General features: G+C 64.8%; 20 protein-coding genes. 12 read left to right on the top strand and 8 right to left on the bottom strand.

Going from position 1 to position 17657, the window contains the following annotated elements:
• Position 1: 1 nt before the first annotated feature.
• Both AUL32_RS16600 and AUL32_RS16595 read left to right on the top strand, forming a co-directional pair.
• Entirely contained in the window at positions 2–934 is a 933-nt protein-coding gene (locus AUL32_RS16600) for a PcfJ domain-containing protein (protein ID WP_062117194.1), read from the top strand.
• 15 nt (positions 935–949) lie between these two features.
• Positions 950–1756 carry a Thoeris anti-defense Tad2 family protein gene (locus tag AUL32_RS16595; RefSeq protein ID WP_062117191.1) on the top strand — a complete coding sequence of 269 codons (807 nt, stop codon included), beginning with the start codon at positions 950–952 and terminating at the stop codon, positions 1754–1756.
• A 5-nt stretch (positions 1757–1761) separates the two neighbouring features.
• Here the strand turns inward: AUL32_RS16595 and AUL32_RS25295 are convergent, their stop codons facing one another.
• The 4 genes from AUL32_RS25295 to AUL32_RS16575 all read right to left on the bottom strand — a co-directional run bounded on the left by AUL32_RS25295 (position 1762) and on the right by AUL32_RS16575 (position 6423).
• Positions 1762–2070 (bottom strand): hypothetical protein, encoded by a 309-nt coding sequence (locus AUL32_RS25295; RefSeq protein ID WP_156421503.1) that lies wholly within the window; start codon positions 2068–2070, stop codon positions 1762–1764.
• A 102-nt stretch (positions 2071–2172) separates the two neighbouring features.
• On the bottom strand, positions 2173–5364 hold the full coding sequence (locus AUL32_RS16585; protein WP_062117185.1) for a metallophosphoesterase: 3192 nt from the start codon (positions 5362–5364) through the stop codon (positions 2173–2175).
• 277 nt (positions 5365–5641) lie between these two features.
• The gene (locus AUL32_RS16580; RefSeq protein WP_156421502.1) at positions 5642–6040 is read right to left on the bottom strand and encodes a hypothetical protein; all 399 of its coding nucleotides are present in this window, start codon (positions 6038–6040) and stop codon (positions 5642–5644) included.
• 5 nt (positions 6041–6045) lie between these two features.
• Positions 6046–6423 (bottom strand): hypothetical protein, encoded by a 378-nt coding sequence (locus AUL32_RS16575; RefSeq protein ID WP_062117177.1) that lies wholly within the window; start codon positions 6421–6423, stop codon positions 6046–6048.
• Positions 6424–6588: 165 nt separating this feature from the next.
• On the opposite strand from AUL32_RS16575, the gene AUL32_RS16570 reads away from it, so the two are divergent.
• Positions 6589–7671, top strand: coding sequence for a PIN domain-containing protein (locus tag AUL32_RS16570; protein ID WP_156421501.1), 1083 nt, complete (start codon positions 6589–6591; stop codon positions 7669–7671).
• Positions 7672–7852: 181 nt separating this feature from the next.
• Here the strand turns inward: AUL32_RS16570 and AUL32_RS16565 are convergent, their stop codons facing one another.
• Complete coding sequence (locus AUL32_RS16565) at positions 7853–8356, bottom strand: GIY-YIG nuclease family protein (RefSeq protein ID WP_062117170.1); 504 nt, start codon at positions 8354–8356, stop codon at positions 7853–7855.
• Between the two features lie 160 nt (positions 8357–8516).
• On the opposite strand from AUL32_RS16565, the gene AUL32_RS16560 reads away from it, so the two are divergent.
• From AUL32_RS16560 to AUL32_RS16520, 9 genes are all read left to right on the top strand, one after another.
• A complete protein-coding gene (locus tag AUL32_RS16560; protein ID WP_062117167.1) occupies positions 8517–8954 on the top strand; it encodes a LexA family protein in 438 nt (145 codons plus the stop codon).
• Complete coding sequence (locus AUL32_RS16555) at positions 8951–10213, top strand: Y-family DNA polymerase (protein WP_062117164.1); 1263 nt, start codon at positions 8951–8953, stop codon at positions 10211–10213. The genes AUL32_RS16560 and AUL32_RS16555 overlap by 4 nt, the downstream gene beginning before the upstream one ends.
• Before the next feature lie 10 nt (positions 10214–10223).
• A complete protein-coding gene (locus tag AUL32_RS16550) occupies positions 10224–10715 on the top strand; it encodes a hypothetical protein (RefSeq protein WP_062117161.1) in 492 nt (163 codons plus the stop codon).
• Positions 10716–10887: 172 nt separating this feature from the next.
• Complete coding sequence (locus tag AUL32_RS16545; RefSeq protein WP_062117158.1) at positions 10888–11139, top strand: hypothetical protein; 252 nt, start codon at positions 10888–10890, stop codon at positions 11137–11139.
• A gap of 38 nt (positions 11140–11177) precedes the next feature.
• On the top strand, positions 11178–11777 hold the full coding sequence (locus AUL32_RS16540; RefSeq protein WP_062117156.1) for a hypothetical protein: 600 nt from the start codon (positions 11178–11180) through the stop codon (positions 11775–11777).
• Positions 11778–11871: 94 nt separating this feature from the next.
• Complete coding sequence (locus tag AUL32_RS16535) at positions 11872–12633, top strand: hypothetical protein (RefSeq protein WP_062117153.1); 762 nt, start codon at positions 11872–11874, stop codon at positions 12631–12633.
• 72 nt (positions 12634–12705) lie between these two features.
• Positions 12706–13566: a hypothetical protein gene (locus tag AUL32_RS16530; protein WP_062117150.1), complete on the top strand. Its 861-nt coding sequence runs from the start codon at positions 12706–12708 to the stop codon at positions 13564–13566.
• A gap of 1114 nt (positions 13567–14680) precedes the next feature.
• Positions 14681–14911 (top strand): hypothetical protein, encoded by a 231-nt coding sequence (locus AUL32_RS16525; RefSeq protein WP_062117147.1) that lies wholly within the window; start codon positions 14681–14683, stop codon positions 14909–14911.
• Positions 14912–14915: 4 nt separating this feature from the next.
• The gene (locus AUL32_RS16520; protein ID WP_062117145.1) at positions 14916–15257 is read left to right on the top strand and encodes a hypothetical protein; all 342 of its coding nucleotides are present in this window, start codon (positions 14916–14918) and stop codon (positions 15255–15257) included.
• Positions 15258–15528: 271 nt separating this feature from the next.
• Here the strand turns inward: AUL32_RS16520 and AUL32_RS16515 are convergent, their stop codons facing one another.
• From AUL32_RS16515 to AUL32_RS16505, 3 genes are all read right to left on the bottom strand, one after another.
• Complete coding sequence (locus AUL32_RS16515; RefSeq protein ID WP_062117143.1) at positions 15529–16287, bottom strand: hypothetical protein; 759 nt, start codon at positions 16285–16287, stop codon at positions 15529–15531.
• Between the two features lie 64 nt (positions 16288–16351).
• Positions 16352–16702 (bottom strand): hypothetical protein, encoded by a 351-nt coding sequence (locus tag AUL32_RS16510; RefSeq protein ID WP_062117142.1) that lies wholly within the window; start codon positions 16700–16702, stop codon positions 16352–16354.
• A gap of 2 nt (positions 16703–16704) precedes the next feature.
• Positions 16705–17565, bottom strand: a complete 861-nt coding sequence (locus tag AUL32_RS16505) for a hypothetical protein (RefSeq protein ID WP_062117140.1) — start codon at positions 17563–17565, stop codon at positions 16705–16707.
• Between the last annotated feature and the right edge of the window lie 92 nt (positions 17566–17657).

Raw genomic sequence — 17657 nt, 5'->3', positions numbered from 1 at the left:
GGTGAGCGATGTCGCCACCCATCCCCGTATTGTCGCCGATGTCGGTCGAATCTGGGCCTACACGTTCCGGGAGTTCTACGCCGAAGCGGGGAGCCCGGACGAAGCCATTCTCGTCTCGGTGACGAAGACGTTCGCTCGCGCCATGGTCCGAGGAGATCTTCCCGCGAGGCCCGAAGAGCGCTGCCAGTCCTGTCGCGGCTACCGCTATCCGAAGGAGCTCCGCGAGATGGTCGCCATCGCGGCGGACGCGATGGAAAGGTTGGATGGTCCGTCCTCGTCAGGGTGGCCCCTGACGCCAACGCAGTACGGCGTCCTGCCGATTGTGGACTGGATCCGTTCCGTCCGCCAGGACGATCCTCGCCGCTACGCAAAGCTTCCGCGCATGAACTATCAGGCTCTCTGGCAGGCCCAGGACCGCTGGCATGCCGCCCTCGCGAAGCGGAAGACCGAGGCCGCCGCGGTCGACCTGGCTTCGTGCCCGGTCCTCCACCGGTACGACGACGGCTGGGCATGGGTGTGGGTCCGGACGGATGCGGAGCGAGACGCTGAAGGCGATGCCATGGGCCACTGCGTCGGGCAGGGCAGCTACGACAGGCTCGGCCGCGGCGGCGCGATCGTCTCGCTGCGCGATCCCGCCGGCCGACCGCACGTCACCGTGCAGATCGCAGGCGTGCGCCGCATGCAGGCGCAGGGCCGCGCCAACACGCCGCCGGCGGAGAAGTATGCGGCCCGGATCGCCGACGCGACCGTGCGCGTCGGCGCGGCGGTCACCGAATACGGGCAACCGCGCTGGCTCGACGATGTCGAAGCGATGGCGATCGTCACGGAGCACGTCGCCCGGAACGTCAGGAAGACGGGCCACGGCCCGGTCATGAGAATCGAAATCCAGCATGGCGTGCCGGCGCAGATCGCCCGGGCGATCGCGGGTCGTTGAGGAGAGGAGAGCAAGATGAGCAACGAAGAGAACGTAATGGCGACGTTGGGCACCACCACGCCGCCCGTCGTGCCAAGTGCGTTCGAGACCGAGTGGATGGCTAAGAACCCGTGGTTCGACAAGAAGGGGACCGATGTTCGATCCGTCAACGTTCGTCGTATCGCCGACCGTCTGCATCGCGAGGGTTATTCGGCCAACAGTCCCGCCATCTGGCGAGAGCTGGATCGCGAGTTGGCCGAGCTCGGCGACTCCGGGACCGTCTGCGTCAGGACCATGGATTTCGGCGGCGCGCTGCGGATGATGCAGGTCGGCGACCGGGTCTCCCGGCTGGGCTGGAACGGCAACAAGCTGCCGGGCGCTGGCGACGAGCCGCGCCTTTGGATCTGTAGCGGTGACCGTCAGGTCGACCTGCCCGCGGACAAGTTCTGGAATCCGCACACTAGGGCGTTCGCCGAACGGAACGGCGGGAAGGCGGACGTGCTGCCGTACCTGCTGATGAAGACCGCCGACGACAAGATCTTGATGGGGTGGTCGGCATCCAGCACCGACATTCTAGCCGCCGATTGGTTCATCGTACCGGAAACCGAGATCGAGAAGGTGCGCGGGTTCGACATTCCGGGCACGCCGTCGCGGCGGATCGTCGAGGAGGTCGAGTATCCCATCGAAGGCTTCGGATCGGCGTCGATCGAGGGCGAGGCATCGTCCTACGACGTCGCCCAGGAGGGCGTCACCCGGCGGGTCTGGACCTCGAACTACGCTCCGGGCGTCTACGCCTCTGGCGATCCGGCCGCCGTCGGCACGTCGACGCTGCCCATGGACTAGAAGCGCTACGAGGAGCTGCGCGAGAGCGGGGCCCGGAGGGGCATCCTCCCCTTCAAAATGATCGTCGCCGCCAGGATCGTCGCCGGCATGTCGGCGGATCCTGTGGAGATCGTCGAGGCCGAGCGGATGCTTGCGGCGGCGTTCGCGGCGAGGAGGGCGGCGCCATGACGATCAAGGTCGCCCGAATGGGTAGGCTGCCCGAGCACAATCCCTTCGCCGGCACCTGCTCCCACTGCCGGACGGCGATCGAGTGTGTCCGCGCTGACGGGGACTTCCAGGAAGGCGACTTCCGGGACCAGCACGACCACAGACATCTGAACGTCAGGTGCCCGACGTGCGGCGGCACGATCCACGCCTATTCAGTGAAGTCGGAGTGAAAAAGTAGTAAGATCGACACCCGACCTTCCGCGATGAAGCTACGTTTCCCGTTCCTTCTTCATCGTGACCAAGAGACGTTCGCGTGTAAGACGTGCGAGTTCCTTGTCAGTCTCCTTTCTCCTACCTTCGGGCGACGAACTTCGCAAGCCGGCGATCGCCTTGGCAATCGGCGCTTCGAGCTTTACAAAATGCTCCTTCCGAACCCGATCGAGCCGCCGCAGCTCACTCAGGTGGACTATAAACGACAACAACAAGTATCGGTTGTTTCGGAACTTCTCCGTTAGCGCCGTTGCGGTGACCGGTGTCGCCGGAAGTCGAAGGTCGGCGACCAAGCTCGTTCGGAAGAACTCGTAGATCTTCGGCTCGTTCTCTCCGTTCGGCGATGGTTCAGACAGCTGTCGTTCGAGCTTTTCAGTTCCCAATGCCCCGGACAGCAGCTTCACGTGCACGTGCGGCAGCATGAGCATCATCTTGCGTAGAAGAGTTGTGTCGCTCATGCCATGCGGAGCCTGGACTTCGTAGAGGGCTCCGTTGATCCTGATACGCCGTTCCTTTGCGAGCCGCGGCGCCAGCCTCAGCGACGCTACAAGGAGGATCGCCCAACCACGCCAGATCTCAGACAGATGCTCACGCTTCGTCGCGTCGGGAATCAACTCCATGTTCTTGATCAGTCCCGAATAAAGGAAGAGCGACAGTAGGATCTTGTCTCCATCCTCCGTGATGCTCGGACGAAAGACCTCCTGTCGGTCTTCGGCATCTGTCGGTATTTCCGTCTCCAGCTCGGCATCCTTCTCCGCCTCGGACAGCGGGGGCGAGGCGATTTCGCGTTCAAGTACTGAAACGGAGTCCTCGTCATCCCTAGGCAAGACGATCGAATCGAACTGGTTGAGATCCAGCTTTTCGAGGCCGGTCCATGTTTCGGCCAGAATTCGTTTGTGACGTTCCGCGATCTGAGTGATCAGCGCAACGTCGTTTCTCAGTTTGCCGGCGTAGTACTGTATCTCGTTGACGTACCTTAGATAGTGTTCGTCCGAGACGACCCATTCCTTGAACTCAGGGTCCGTAGTCATGCGGAGCGCGATAAAGTACTCCAAAACGCCGCGGTATCTGAAGCTAATTCTTGCCTCCGACCGCTCAACGAAGATGCGTGCCGACAGGAATTCGGCGAGGAGATCGTCGACCGGTTGGATGAGGCCGACGTTCTCTATGTAACTTCTCATCTCGGTCCGGACCGCTTCGCGGCTTGGAATGTAGTCGTCGTTTCGCGCCATCCATGCCGCAATGGACGAAAGCAGACTTGTCTTGTTAGTGTAGTCGAACGTTTCGCGTCGGCTTTGATCGATCGCGGCTTTCCTGAGTGTCGAGTCCACGAACTGTTCCATCAACACGGAACGGTTGATTGGTGAGAAGTTATATTTCTCTGCCAGGATCTCGATTAGGATCGAGCCGTTGGCCGCCGTGAACGGCAGATTGATCTCGCGGAACTCGTCCTGCAGCCGATCCAGCCAACCCTCGACATCGGTGCAGCGATCATCCTTGGCGAGCAGCTGGCGCATGTCGTTGCGGCGGAGTTCGAGAACCTCCACGAACTCGAACCTGACCGGCAGCTCCGGGTCAATCGAAGCCCCCATCTTCGTAGCGGAATACTGAGGACTGGAGATTACGTATCTCGCCTTCGGATACCGTTCAACGAAGTCACGAACGACCTTCATGCGCTTGCCGTCGTGGAACATCACATCGTCGATCATGACGCAGGCGTGTCCAAGCTTGAGGAGCGACTCGAGGTCGTTCGCATCAGGCGTTTCCTCGCACCCGGCCTTAGCTTTCCTCAGCATATTATCGGCATTCACGCTGATGTCGGCGAAGTCGATCAGGACCGGCACCCTCGGGAACCTCACCATCGGCGCATCGCTAAGCAGGCGGTAGCGTAATTCGCGCAGAAGCGTGGTGCGCCCGTACTCGGCGCGTGCGTAGAGGATTAGATTCGCGTCGCCTTCGACGACCTCCTTGAATTGGATCGGCGTTTCGGCCTGGACCTTCGTGTCGTCCCCCGACTCTTCCTGGATGAACGTGCGCCTCAGCGGTGGGGCAACGAACCGATCGTGCGACTCGAGATCGCCATGGCTCGCGTTCTCGCGGCCGAGCAGCGCCTCGAGAGCCGGTCCACGCAGATGATCGCGAAACGCGGCTTCGTCTACCGGAGCGGCGATCTTGCGGAAGTGTTCGCGTGCCTCCTGGGAGGGCCACCAACGTCCCTCCCTTACGACGTCGGTGCCCTCGTCGAACTCGTCGCGGTCCTTGAAGTACGATCGGACGAGGATCTCCGCGTGACCGTTGCTGCGGTCGAGGGTGATCAGGGAATAGCCGTTGTAGTACTCCTTGCGGCTGGTGAAGATCGCGCCGGCCTGATCCGTCATGACCTCTCCGCGAAGTCCGACGATGTTGCGCGGTTGCGGATCGTGCATGTGGCCGAACAGATGGATCTGCGCGTGCTTCGTAATCTCGGCTTCGAGATAGCGGGCCGACTGTTCGCTGAGATGCGCGAGCGGATGGTGCGTGACGAAGATGCGCAGCGAGCCTTCCTTGAGGACGCCGACCGCATCCATAACGGCATATTCCGGAACGACTAGATTGCGCTCGTCTCTGTCATGCGACTTGTGGCCGCCGGTCGATAGTACGGCCGTGTTGAACGTTACGACATCTACGTTCAGCGCTTCGATGTGATCGACCGTGACGAATGCGTTGGTGAGCTTACGTGCGCTACCTCGAAAACCCGTGCTAAGAAACTTTTCGAGGTCTAGGTAATTCGCAAATTTCTCGGCGACAGCGGCGTCAAAGGCCCGGGCTTCGTGCAACTCGTTGAATTTTTCGGTTTCGTCCTGCTTGCCAACGAGCGCCCGCCACTCCCGAGTTTCGGTCTCGAACTTCTGCAAACCCACCCAAGAAAGATCGTGATTGCCAGCCGCGATGTAGATGCGCTCGTCGCTGCAGCCTGTCGCTTTGGAAACTCGGTCCAAAAGGAAATCGTAGGCGACGTCGTGGAGATCCGTTCCCGCAGCCTGAACTAGGTCGCCAGTGAACATTACGAGATCTGGTTTGCGGTGGCCTATGCATATGCTCCGAAGGTCGGCCACGAGCGCGTCAACGATCGGTTTCTGCTCCCGGATTCGTCGGGAGGAGTAGTGGAAGTCGCTGATGTGGAGGATTGTGAAAAGGGAACTGTTAGCCATTCAGTGACGATATTGCCGACCTTCCGGTTCTACAAGCTACAACCTTCGGTTCGACGTTCGTCTGGCGGTAGAATTGTATAAGCATCCACAACTATCATAATTTCTCCTGACACCTAGCCTTCCGCAACCCAGCTGGCCACACATTGCGGTACGTCAAACGGGACGCGCGACTGCACGTCGTGCTGCTGCGCACGATCAAAAACCGCCCGCCGATCATGTCGGCGCAGCATGCCGTCTTGGTGCGGTCCTTCGTCGTGCCGATCAGGATGGTCGCAGGCTAGTCTAAACGCCTGCACTCCTTGCCATCAGCGACGACGGCGTCGAAGTCGATAAGCCCGCCCATGGTCTCTTCCCGGAAATTGCCGCGTGCGAAATCGGCGTCCAGCAGTCGTACGGGCGAATCTAGCGAGTTCTCGGCAGGCCGGGATATCGACGAGGCGACGACCCGCAGCCCGTCGTCCGACCTCCAGACCGTTCCGAATCGCACCGTTTCCGCGTCCTCAGCCGGCGCCTCGCCCTCGGCGCGGGTCACCAGGAGGGCGTCGGTCCCGTCCGTCGTAATCCGGACGAAGCGGCGGTTGGCCTTCAGACCGTCGGTGCCGAGGCCGTAGCTCTCGCAGACCATTGAAGCCGCGCCGGCATCGGTCGCCATCGCGAGCACGGCGATCGCCAGCATCGTCCTCATTCCGCTTCTCCGTGCACGCAGTTCGCCAGGACGACCTCGTAGACTGTCACCGCAGCCGGGTTGTCGAAATCGCCGGGGTTGTCCGCCATGAACCGCCGGAGGTCGATCACCCGCTCGTCGTCGGTCCTCGCCTTGAGGCAGGCCTTCACGGCCTCGTCGCACGCCGCCGGCACGGAGAGGAAGGGCAGGGTGCGCAGGCCGTCGGCGTAGCCCCGAAGGAAGATCTTCAGGTCTCCGTCCGACATGGCGGCGAGGTTCCGCGTCGGGACACTGCCGGCCTGGAGCTTCACCTCGACGGTCGGAAGGACGCAGCCGGGCGCGGCGGCGGTGGGACCGGAAGCGACCACCAGCAGGACGACGAGGGCAGGGCGCATGAGCGATTCTCCGGATTGCCGTGCTGGATGATCGGACGAACGAGTCTTCGAGTCCACGACGGGCGATGGAGTGACCCAAGCTGTCGCCGATGCTAGCCTCGGTGGGTATCGGTCGGAGTCGGCATGTCGGACGCAGTCGCAGTCGTAGTCGAAGAGCAGCTTGAGATGGCCGAGCTGATCGCCGCGCCCGTCGGCCCACGCAGCCGCCACTTCCTCATCGACAGCAACGTCTTCATCAAGGAGCGGGTGAACTTGGACAGCCGGCTCTTTAACGAGCTGAAGGCCGCTGTCGAGGAGTTCGACCTGGTGCTCCACTTCGATCTGCTGATCCTGTTCGAGGTGACCCGGTGGCTGACGGAGCAGATGGAGGAGATGGCGCGGGAGCAGCGCAAGAACGCCAAGCACATTGAGTCATGGAACAAGCGTTTCCCGCTGGACGCCGTCGCGATCGGGCCCTCGATCGACGTCTCCGCCGCCGTGACCTCCGTTAGGTCCAGGTTCGTCCTGCGCCTCCTGTGGCAATACCGTGCCGTGCAGCACGACCTCGATACGATCGAGCTGCCCGGGATCCTCGAGCGATACATGGCTCGCCAGGCGCCGTTCGAGGCGCGGGAGAGCAAGGAGTTTCCGGACGCCTTCATCGTCGATGCAGCCAGGACGTGGGCGTGGGAGAACAATGCCGACGTGCATATCGTCACCCTCGACGAGGCGATGCTCGCACATGCCGGTTCGACGCCTATGCTCGTACCCGTCAAGGGCCTGCCGGCGTTCCTCGCCATGCTCGCCGAGGCGAAGGACCCCGAGGTCGTCGCGCTGATCGATCGGATCGTGGACGAGCAGGACTTCATCGACCAGCTCTTCCATCGAATGGACGTCGCGCTGCGGACGGCGGAATTCGTCTACCGTGGCACGAGCCTGGAGGCGGCCACGGTCGACGGGACGGAACTCCGGGAGATCGGGCTGACGGAAAATTGGAAGGTCTTATCAGTCCACGGACCGATCGTCGCCATGACCGCCAGGTTCCAGGCCCTTGTCGGCCTGGAGGTCGATTGGGTCGGTCAGATCGAGGATGAGGACGGCGGGCGTGCGCACGGTCGGGATGAATGGGACGACGAAGTGAAAGGCCGCTTCTTCGTCCAGTACGACCGCCTGTTCCACAACGTCGTAAGGGTCGAGATCCTCACGTCGCTCGACTTCGGAGAGCCGTACGATGAATACGACGACGACTATTTCGATAACGATCGGTGATGTCGGTCCACGACGGATAGTTCTTCAGCGAGGCACGGGGCTGCACGTCACGTCCATTCGGACGCTGGAGTACGGCCGGCCAATCACGCATGCAGAGGAGTCTGTCCTGGCACGTAACTTCGGCGTCCAGCCGGACGAGTTCACGCGCTGACCATAGCGATAGGAGAGGTCGCCACCGCGATCAGGTCGTCTCGAACTTGTTGTGAGGCGTCTTCAGCACGAAGGCGGCATACATCTCCAACATCGACTGCGTGATCGCATCCTCGATCTCGACGTAGCGGAACGTCATCGTCCGGACCTGGCCCTTCGCCAGCTCGAACGCCGCCATGAACTCCGGATTCTCCTCGAGCCACTTCCGCGAGCCTTCGCCCTGCTGGTAGGTCGGCTTGTCCCAGCCGGTAGCCTTGCGTGCCAGGAGGAAGGCGAAGCCCGCCGACTGCGTCTTCGAATACTCCTTCCGATGACCGGACAGCCGTTTCCTCAGGTTGCGCGTCCGGCCGACGTAGAGCGGGCCGTCCGCGTTGGTGAAGAGATAGACGCCGGCGGCTTCCGGCGGCTTGGACTTGGGGTCAGCATCTGAGATCGGCGGGCAGGCCATCAACATGGCGTGGAGGGGCGCCAGGCGCTCCACGAGCTTCGCAAATTCCGGATCGAGGGCGGCCGGCTTCTCCGTACGGGTAGTCATGGGACGCGAAGGCTCTCCAACTGCGCAGCATCCGTAGGTGGCAGGAAAACAAGATCTTTTCACCGAAATCCACAGCGGCAGATCGGCATCTATTCCTATTCGCAATGTTCACGATATGTTCGATCGCTAGGTTGACCGAGTCGCGCCCTGGGAATCTAGCATGCTCCATCTCTCGAACCGTCCCCATCCGATCACGGCCATACCGCCCGGCTTCCGCCTCCGCGTCGTCGCGTCCGCCGGTGCCGGCTTTCCCTCGCCGGCTCAGGACTGGGAAGACGACGCCCTCTCGCTGATCGAGCTCCTGCGCATCGACCGGCCGGCGGCCTTCGTCTTCCGGATATCCGGATCGAGCATGGTCGAGGCCGGGATCGAGGACCACGACATCGTCGTCGTAGACCGGGACGCCAGGCAGCGCAACGGCTCCATCGTGATCGCGACCGTCGAGGGCGGGTTCGTCTGCCGGCAGCTCTGCATTAAGTCGGGCGTCGCGTATCTGGAGCACCGCAACAGCCGCCTGACGTACCCGATCTGCATCTGCGACGAGACCGTCGAGATTTTCGGCGTCGTCCGTGCCAGCGTCCGGGATCACCAGCGATGACGTGGGCCTTGGTCGACGTCGAGAACTTCTACGTCTCGTCCGAGCGCGTCTTCGATCCGAAGCTCCGCGGCGTGCCCGTCCTCGTCCTATCGAACGGCGACCACTGCGCGATCGCGAGGTCGGCCGAGGCGAAGGCGTTCGGCGTCAAGATGGGCGCCCCCGTCTTCAAGATGCGCGACCTGATCCGCAAGCACGGCTTCGAACTGCGGTCCTCGAACTACGAGCTCTACAGCGACATGAACCGGCGCTTCAACGCCGTGATCGCCGAGTTTTCGGACCAGATCGAGATCTACTCAATCGACGAGTCGTGGTTCCGGCTGCCGGTCCGCCCGGACGGCCTCGGCGATACGGCGACGGCCTTGGCGGTGATCGCCAAGATCAAGCGGGACACCGGCCTGCCGACGCGCATCGGCCTCGGCCCGACCCGCACCCTGTCCAAGGTCGCTAACGGGCTGGCTAAGGCGGGCGAGAAGGTCTTCGGCGGCGTGATCGACCTCCACGACTTCGAGCTGCGCAAGCGCCTCTTCCAGAACTGGCCCGTCGAAGAGGTATGGGGCATCGGCCGCGCTCTGGCGGAGCGTCTGCGCCCGCTCGGGATCCGGACGACGGCCGATCTGGCGGCGATGGACCCGCACCAGGCGCGCAGCGTCGGCACGGTCGTGCTGGAGCGGCTGGTGCGGGAGCTGAACGGGATCGGAGACGAGCAGCTCGTGGTCGAGCCTGAGAAGCGCCAGGCGACGGCCGTGACGCGTATGTTCGGCGAGCCCGTCACCGACCTGGACAGCCTGCGCGAGGCCATGGCGCGGCGGGCGGCGAGGGCGGCCGAGAAGATCCGGGAGCAAGGCAGCGTCGCCGGCCGGCTGATCGGCTTCGCGCACGGGAACGGCCGGAAGGCGAACGCGCCTAGCGCGCAGCGGTCCTGCCGCCTGTCGCCACCAACGAACGATACCCGCATGATCGTGAAGTGGGCGAGCCGCATGGTGGAGAGCATGTGGCAACCCGGCGGCGTCTACACGAAGTGCGGCGTGATGCTCGAGGACCTGACGGATCAGGGGCGGGAACAGACGGACATGTTCGCGGCGATCGACGGCCGGGGAGCGGACCTGATGTCGGCGATGGACACTCTGAACGCCAGGTTCGGTCGCGAGGCCGTCGCGCTCGGCGCCGCCGGCATCGGCGCTCGATCCTTCGACACGAAGCGTGCGATGAAGAGCCCCGCATGGACGACGCGGCTGGCGGAAATCCCGGTCGCGAAGTGAGGAGGACGGAATGAATCTTACGGGCGCCGCCGGCGAGCACTACGTGATGAGCCAGCTCCTGCGACGCGACTTCATCGCCGCGCTCGCGCCCGTCGGCGTGCCCAACACGGACATCGTCGTCACGGACGCCGTCGGCGACCGCCTTGCATCACTACAGGTGAAGTCCCGTCGTGAGCTTGGCGGGGACGGTGGTTGGCACATGGGCAAAAAGCACGAGGCGATCGTCGGCGAACTGTTGTTCTACTGCTTCGTCGATTTTGGCGTCGATCTGAAGGCGCATCCGAGATGTTGGGTGCTGCCAAGCGCAGTAGTCGCCGAGACCATTCGCGAGTCGTATCGGGTTTGGCTCTCGACACCGGGAAAGGGTGGTAGGATGCGCAACTCGACGGATCACCGGCGCTTCCTTCCGAACTTCGATCGAACCGGCATCTCGATCGAGCGCGGGGCAGGATGGCTGGACCCGTATGAGGACAACTGGGAGCAGTTGCGCGGTGTCGTCTGACTCCACGCAGCGGCCGAACCCTGCCATCCTGCCGACGGGAAAGCTTCGGGAGGATTCGATGGCATCTAAAAAAGACGCTTCAATTACGGTTCTGCTGACGTACCCCTCACATCGCCAATTTTTCGGATCGGGCCCAATCGAGCCCAGCCGTTCCTACTATCATGACCGTAAGATGTCCCTCTGGACGGCGAACGGGTCGTTGACGGCCGACGTCTGGATGACGATCGAAGACGCCCCGAAGTTCGTCGACGCCATGGTCGCGGCAGCGCTGAACTACTCTGCCGCAGGATATCACAGCGCCCAGAATCGGGCTCTACGAGAGATGCGGAGCGAGACCAAAGACGACCGGAAGGCGGCACGCGTGGAACTGGCGGACGCGTTCGAAGCGGCCGCAAAACGACTGAGGGAATCCAAGAAGCCGTGACCGGGGCAGATAAGACCATGCGGTGGGAGTAGGACGGAATGGGATTGATCTCGATCGCAGCGTTGCTGATCTCGGGCGCGGCCACCGCCGTATCGGGATCGTGGTTCGATCATCGCGCTTGGCGCGTTCTGGTGTTCCTCGTCTCCACCGTGATCGGGTGGGTGGCAGCCTGGACGCTTGCGTTCCAAACCGACAAGGATCTCCTGATTCCGGCAATCGGGCAGGGCTTCTGGCTCTCTGCCATCGGAGCCGCGCTGGGCATGTGGGTCCGCCGTAGATATGCGACCGGGAAACCCATCATAAGTGCCCGCGGCATCGGCACGGTCGTAGTTGTGTGCCTTGCCGTCGCCGCCGGATACGGGGTCGGTCTCACCGTTTCCGGGATGAAGCAGACGACGTATCTGATCGGCGTGGAGCCGATCGATGCGACGAACGAGACCGAGGTCTTGCGCTGGATCGACGCCCCTGACCGCGACGTCGTGCATCGATGGGGCCAAGTCGCACTGCATGGAATGCACTGGAATTTGACGATCCCCTATACGTCCGCGTGCGTCAGCGGATTGTCCGCATTCCTCCTTCGACGACGCGGACGCGCCCCGAGCGGTGAGAATGCGGAGCGAGTCAAAGCGGACGGTTAACCGCACCCGGACCTCGAGCTTGCGCTTCTCGGCGCCATCGTCATAGCCTCCTCTCGATCGGCACAGGCCGGAACACGAAGGCGGACGAGCCTGCATGCGAGACCACTCCCATCACGAGGTCCGTCTGGGCGATATCCGGACTGCCTTCCGCGTTTTGTCCGCCTACGGCCGGATCGACCCGGCGACCGCCGGCGCCGTCGCGAAGGCGATGTGCCGCGCCGTCGCCCGCAACACGTGCGGCCTGCGCCTTGTGCCGTGCCGCATCTACGGCCGCCGAGGCCTACCGGCGCCCGAGGACCTGCCATCCGAGATCGCCGAATGGCAGCACCGCGCCGTCGAAGCCGGGTTCTTCTACCGCTTCGACCAGCGCGACCTACGGATGGTGCGCGACTGGGTGCTGAGCACGCGGGAGCGCGACCCGAGGCTCTACGGGAAGATTCCGCGCATGGACTGGCCGGCGATCCGCGCCCATGCCGAGCGCCGGCACGCCCGCATCGCGAAGGCCGCCGCCAGAACGATCGGCAGGGCCGCGACGCCCGGTCACGTCATCCTGCGCCTCGACGGCGGCTGGACCTGGCATCTTTTGGACACGCCCGAACTCCTCGACGCCGAAGGGGCGAGCATGGCGCACTGCGTCGGCGGCGGGAACTACGATCGCGACTGCCTGATATTCTCGCTCCGCGATCCGGCCGGCGTCTCGCACGCGACTGTGGAGTTCGTCGTCGGAGGCGGCCGGATTTCGCTGGCCAACGAGGCGGGGCCACGGAACGCCAGGCTCGGCGACGAGCACAACGCCGCGATCCTCCGGCTCATCCGCCAGATCGGTGCCTACGAGCCCGGACGGTCGATACCCTGAGATCTTGCGTCGCTACGGCGTATGCATGATGCGCCGGCGCATGGCCGGAGACAGATGGCGAAAGGCCTGCACATGTCCGACCCCCGCTTGACCGACGTCCTCTGGATCCATTCCCGTCTGCGCCGGCCGCCGTTCGGAGACATCGAAAGTCCCGTGGTGCTCCATGTCGTCCGACAGATCGCCAAGGCCGTCGCGACGCGGACGTATCCGCACTACCTTGAAGTCGCTCCCCAGCCGTACGCGTACGGAAAGCAGTATGCCCATCTCGCCGCCAGGACGTTCGCGCAGAGCCGCGTTCTGGAGCGCATGTCGGCCGAAGCCGCGAAGGCCGCCGTCCTGCACATTCCCCCGGGATGGGATCTGGACCCGATCGGCGACTGGATCGCGCATGTCGAGAGGACCGAGCCGGAGGTCTGGGACGCCATAACCCGCATGTCGTTCTCGGAGATCGACCGCCGGCAGCGCGCCTGGCATCTCGGAATGCAGGAAGCGGCCCAGATCGTCGCCGCCGAGGCCGAGGTCGTGCACCGCTACGACGACAACGGATGGACCTGGCAGCACCTGCGGACGAAGGCGCAGCGGCAGGAGGAGGGGCGCGTCATGCAGCATTGCGTCGGCAGCGTCAGCTTCGACGGCCTGGAACCGACAAGCGGAGTCTTCTCCCTTCGCGACGCCGACGGCCGGTCGCAGGCCACCGTGCTCCTGCACGGCACCTGGATCGCGCAGGCGTACGGACCCAGTAACGAGCAGCCGTCCGACGACGCCATTCTCAAGATCGACGAACTCCGGTTTCATCTCGGCGAGAACCTCAGCGCCGGCGTCTGCGCCTGGACGGGCGACGGCGAATTCCCGGCCGGATGGGAAGCCGTCCAGCTCGACCCGATGCCGACCGAGGAGACGGAAGAGGAGCGCGCCCGCAGACTCGATTTCTGACCCGTGAGAGCGGATCCGTCCCTTTCGCGGCTCGACGCCGAAACAGCCACCAGAGGCCCCGAGGATTCGTCCTGCGGGGCCGTTTCCGTGTCCGGCGGCGTCCCGCCCCATGCAAACAACTGCAATCAGGCCGATTCAGTCCGTTTTCGGGCCCAGAGTCACGAAACCCGAGTCAGATGAATCCGGACGCGGGCGGCGAGGGGCGGCTGGAGCCTTTGTGGCGCAAGGGTTTCGGCGTCCCATGCAGACAACTGCAATCGGCGCGTTTTTTCGACTGCAATCGCTCCATGCACACAGGGCGGCGGACGGGGCGGATTCGGCGGCGGAATCGCCCGGAGCGGCGGGGGAAAGGGGAGGAGCGGCGGCAGAGGGGAACGTGTGCAGGAGGCAGACGGGAAAAGTGTTTGCCACGCATACGGGGAGGGGGCCGGAATTTTGAAAACGGTGCGTGTCTTCAGAGGGGTCATGTGCCCTCTATCACGACGGCGAACCCCCTCCCCCCGGCGGGCGGCCCCGGGCGGCGGCGGGGGGTCGGCGGCGGCCCCGATACGGCGGCGCTCGGACGTGCGCGCATGCCCGAAACCCTTGCGGCGCAGGCGTTTCGGCCTCGTCGGCATACGTCCGATAAGCGAACGTTATCGGACGTATGGGGCTGGATGCGATGGGTGTGCACGGTATGCGGACCCTTGGGCAGCGGGCATGCGGGATGGAGAACGGGCGGGCGCGCAGGCGGGCAGGCGGGCGCACGGGATATGGGGCGGGCGTGCGTGGATGGGGCGGAGCCTGGCCCGGGGGATCATCCCGACATCGGCTGCGGAGTCTTCCGTCTGCGTCCGGCATCGGCGTCAGCGATCGTCCTGTCCCGTCTGCATCCTGCACTAGGCGCGTCCGCCGTCCTGCCTCGTTCGGCTGCGTCCTGCCCATGCATGGCTGCGCTCGCAGGCGGCGGCGCCTTGCGCCCTGCCGCCGCCTGCCCACTCTGGCTGCGTCCTGGTCGGCTACGGCTGCGTCGGGCAGGAACGGCGGCGCTGCGTCGTGTGCGGCTGCGTGTCGGCCGGCCGGCGCCTTGCGCCCTGCCGTCCGGCCGGTATCGTGCGGCGTCGAGGAGCCACGCATGCAGACCTTCTACACCCGAGTCGTCCCGTTCGCCGTGTTCGCGTTCGTCCTCTGGATGGGCATCGGCGCCTTGGACAGGATCGACGCCAAGGTCGCGAAGGCGTGCGGCCGGGTCGAGAACTGCGTGACGATCGGCGACGAGCGCTACCTGCTGTCCATCGCCGTGCTTCTGGCGGCGGGCGTGCTGGCCTGGGCGAGCGTCCGCTTCAACACGTCTGTGGAGCGGTAGCGCGATGGGCTTCGTCTTCCTGCTGATGCTGGCGGCGATGGTCGGTGTCGGCGTCTGGGCGTTCGCGACCGACGCGGGCAAGCGTGCCGAGTACCTGGCGGAATGGCGCGCCTCTCCGATCTCGACCACGGCGACGCTCGTCTTCGTCGCGCTGACGCTGCTGTTCTTCGCGTGCGTGTTCGTGCCGCCGTTGGGCATGGTCGAGATCAGGATCGACCGCGAACGGTGGCACCTCTGGAGCCTGACGGGGATCACCCTGATCGGCTACGTCGCCGTCGTCCTCGTCGTGATGCTCGTGCTGGAGAGCAGGCGGGAAAGCGAGAAGAAGCGTCGGCGCGGCCGTTGACGGTCTGTGTGCATGGCCGACGGGCGCACGGGCGTTCGCATGCGTGGGCAGGATGCATACACCTTTCCGCGTGGGCAGGATGCAGACGGCGGCGCGGCGACAGGCGGGCGTGTGCATGGCCGACGGGAGCGGCGGCGGCGAGGGCGGTGCTGCGAAGGGGATCAGGATATACTGGAGGATACGGTGCGACGCGTCGGCCGGTCGTCCGACACGTGCAGGTGTCTATGGCTGCGCTGCGTCGATGCAGGGCGGCGTTCCGGTCGGATGCGCGTCAGAACAGGTACGCGAACGCGGACGCGTCTCTGCGGTCCTGCTCGATCTCTTCAGGCGTCGGCTCGGGCGGCTCCTCGATCGGATCAGCCGGCGGCCTGTACGCCTCGGCGAGCTCAAGCAGGGCGCGGCGGCTCGGAGCCCTGAGCAGGGCGTCGTAGGTCGGATGCCGGAGGACGTGGAACCGCTCCTCGGCGAGGCGGGGGAAGCGGGCGACCTGTCGGCCGTTGTGCTTCTTCGGTCGGGCGAGCAGGCCCACGAACCGGAAGACGTCCATGCCGTCGTGCCTCGACTGTTCGACGGCGAGCGGCATGAAGAAATGCTCGACGAGGTCCAACGCGTCGAAGTGCTCCTGCGCCTCCTCGACGGTCTCGATTTGATAGGAGACCTGAGCGCCGTAGATGTCTCGACCCTCTCGCACGGGCGCGACGTCGGCGGTCCCACGCTCGGCAGGGTAGAACTCCACTCCGAGCCACGGATCGATGACGGCGACATGCGCCTCGATGCGCTTCTCGATGTCGAGCGCCCGGTCGATGCGGCCGATGTCCAGCGTGCGGTCCGCCTCCATCGCGGCGAGGGCCTTCCGGCCGGCGACGGTCAGGATGGAGGCGCCCGGGTTTCTCGGGATCCAGCCCTTGCGGTTCATGTCGTTGAATCGGTCGGGGGCCCGCGCCGAATTAGGCATCGTGCGGGCGCCGTCGAAGCCCTGTTCGGCGAGTCTATTCAGCAGGGCGTAGTCGTATTCGGCAGGTGTCGTCATCGTCTTCCCTTCGATCCTGCCGCGAGGATCGAAGGGATCGCTTACCGTGAGGTGAACGGCCGGATCAGCCGGCGGCGATCTTCGCGAGCGCGTCTCCGGCGGCGAGGCGACGCTCGTACTCGTCGATCGCGGCGAGCTCGGCGCGCAGGCTGTCCCGGAGCATCGCGAGGTCCAGCCCTTCCGCGACCAGGCGCAGGACTTTTCGACCGTAGAGGTCGGACGAGAAGCCGCTTGTGGTCGGAACGCCGGCGGCGAGCATCGGCGGGACGTGCGCGGGGACGGGCGAGACGCGGTCGCGCCAACGCTCGATCGTCCTGCGGGAGCAACCGAGGACGACGGAGAGGGGGGCGATCCAGTCGGGACCGAAGAGCGCCGCGGCGCTCTCCTTCCAGTCGGTCGTTGGGGTCATGGTCATGATTAGAAGCCCCCGAGGACGGTGCGGTAGTTCTCGATCCAGTAGCTGGCCTTCTTCGCCCGCTTCAGCGCCGCGTTCTTCGGCTCGCGCTTCTGGACGGCGTCGCGGATGCGGAGCGCCCAGGCGACCTGCTTCGGCGAGCCGGTCAGCAGCGGCAGGCCTTCGACGACCTGCTGGCCTTCGGTCTCGACCTTCGCCGCCTCGGCGGTAAGCGTGGCCTTCTTCTCGGCGAGCTCGGCCTCGCGGCGGGCGGCTTCGATCTTCATACGCTCCAGGCGCTCGCGCTCCTCGACGACGAGACGCGCCTGACGCGCTTCCTCGGCGACGCGGGCCTGCTCGGCGCGGACCTGGGCCAGTTCGTAGCCGACGGGGAAGAGGGCGCGCTTCACGGTCTCGATCGTGCTCGCCGGAACGATCTTCGTGACGCCGTCGAACGTGGAGACGTAGTACGTGACGGCCCGCGTCGACGACACGTTCACTCCGTCCATCCGATACAGCCGGTTTGCTTCCAGTTGCCACGAGATCCAGCCGCTCCTCCGCGACCCGGACATGCCCTCGGACGTGTACTGCATCCGCCGCACGTCGCCGTAGTCGCGGTAGACGGAGACCGTCGGCGTGATCGCGCCGCCGCCCCGGATGTAGTTCGTGTACTCAAGATCGGCGCGGACGTAGCCCTCGCGCCCGACCTCGATGCGTTCGCGGACCGGAGCGGCCGGCTTGCGGGCGTCGGCCCAGGCGGTGGCGAGGGCGGCGCGGAAGAAGTGGCGGGCCTTGCCGCCGAAGCGGGCGGCCGCGGCGCGGGCGGAGGCCCAGGCGGCGGTCATGACAGCGGCGAGGGAGATGGTGGTGGCGGTCGTGGTCATCGGAGCGTCTCCAGAAGGGCAGGCCCAATGCCTTCACCCATGTCGTATACATATACGACAGCACCTCGCGGTGTCAACATGCTATGCGACAG

Source organism: Aureimonas sp. AU40 (assembly GCF_001463785.1).
Lineage (GTDB): Bacteria > Pseudomonadota > Alphaproteobacteria > Rhizobiales > Rhizobiaceae > Aureimonas.
Note: the sequence above shows the minus strand (reverse complement) of the source record. Positions and strands in the feature narration are given on the sequence as shown.